General features: G+C 66.5%; 2 protein-coding genes. Both read right to left on the bottom strand.

Annotated elements, in window-relative coordinates:
• Window positions 1-61: 61 nt before the first annotated feature.
• Window positions 62-859: an IS21-like element helper ATPase IstB gene (istB, locus tag FPZ47_RS27420; RefSeq protein WP_144957409.1), complete on the bottom strand. Its 798-nt coding sequence runs from the start codon at window positions 857-859 to the stop codon at window positions 62-64.
• A gap of 5 nt (window positions 860-864) precedes the next feature.
• The coding region (locus tag FPZ47_RS27415; RefSeq protein WP_425461854.1) for a Mu transposase domain-containing protein at window positions 865-1643 on the bottom strand (779 nt) is incomplete at its 5' end.

Here is a 1643-nt window from a genome sequence, read left to right as displayed (position 1 = left end):
TGTCATTTGCCACGATGATGGGACCACCGGTTGGCCAGTAACTATGGACCACCTGTTTGGCTCATTGGGGATGATCGGTGGTCGTCGGGCTGGTGTCAACTGAGGGCTTCTGACGGCGCCGGTAGGACTGGCCTTCGATGATGAGTTCATGCGCTGTCGAGGTGATCCTGTCGACGGCCGATTGTGCGAGCAGGGGGTCGGTCATGACGGCCAGCCATTCGTCGGGGCTGCGGTTGGAGGTCAGCACGGTCGAGGTCCGCTGGTGGCGGGCCACCACGAGCTCGTAGAAGTCGGCGGTCGCGGTGGCATCCATCGGCTGCAGGGCGAAGTCGTCGATGATCAGCAGCCGGATTTGGGCCAGTCGGCGCATCTCGGCTTCGGTGCTGTTGTCGAGCCGGGATGCTTTGAGCCGCTTGAACATCGCATCGGCGCGCAGCATCAGGGTGGGGATGCGGCGACGCACGGCGATGTGACCGAGTGTGGTGGCCAGGTGCGTTTTGCCGACCCCGACGGGTCCGAGCAGCAGTGCGCCGTGGGGGCCGTCGAGGAACCGCAGGCTGGTCAGGTCGGTCCACAAGGTGCGGTCGTAGCGCACCGCCGCGGTCTCGTCCCAGGAGTCCAGCCGCATGGCCGCGTCCAGGCCGGCATCGCGGGCCCGGCGGGCCGCTGAACTGTTGTCGCGGCGGCTGGCCTCATCGGCGAGGACTAGCTCCAAAAACGCCGCATGCGACAGGTGCTGCTGGTGGGCCAAGGTGAGCCGCTCGGGCAGGGTGTCGAGCATCCGCCCGAGCTTGAGCTGGCGCATCACATTCTTCAGGTCAGTCGAGATCGGGTCAGTGACAATGGGTTTGGTCGCCATGATGATCACCGCCCCTGGATCTCGTTGTCGCTGACTGGGTTGGCGCCGCCGTCGATGACGCTCATCCAGTCAGGCCGGGGCCTGCCTTCGCTGCGGTATTCACCCGGATCGCGGGCAAACCGGGCCGGTGCGAGCCCGGTGGCCGCCCGTGGCGGTTCTGTCGGGGTGTTCTCGGTGGCTTTTTGCAGCATCGCGGCGATCTTGGAGACCGAGACCACGTCGAGTTCCAGGGCCCGCCCGCAGGCGGTGTTCACCGGGGCCGACCCGTAGCGTTTGACCAGCCCCAACAGCCGGTACACTTGGCGCATCCGTGTCCAGGGCAGTTGGTGGTCGAGCAGGCGTTCGGCGTAGATGCCGATATCAGCCCCGTGGCCGGCCGCGGTGGCAATCAGCCGGGTCAGGTCCCGCATCGCGTAGCCGGTCTTGTCAGCGGGCAAATCAGCTGGGTCGGTGGATCGCCCGCCGGCGGGCTGGCGGGGATGGGTCTTGACCAGCTTGCCGCGGTGAAACGCCTTGACCAACTCCCTGTCGGCGCGCACCGAAAGTGTCTGCCCGCGAAGGTGTTCCGGAATTGAATACAAGGCCCGATCGACTTGAATGTGGTAGTCGCGGTGCACCTTGGCGTTCGCGTAGATCGGCACCTGGTAGACCGCGGTCGGGACGGGCAGCAGCAGCGCGGCCTCACCCTCGGCGAACACCACCGCCGGTTGCTGGCAGGTGGTGCCGTGGATACGCTGCCCGGCCTTATCGGCACACCACGCTTGCGCTCGGGCTTGGGCGTCGG

The sequence above is a fragment of the Mycobacterium helveticum genome (assembly GCF_007714205.1).
GTDB classification, from domain to species: domain Bacteria; phylum Actinomycetota; class Actinomycetes; order Mycobacteriales; family Mycobacteriaceae; genus Mycobacterium; species Mycobacterium helveticum.
The sequence above is the reverse complement of the archived record's forward strand: the minus strand, read 5'-3'. Positions and strand labels throughout refer to the sequence as shown.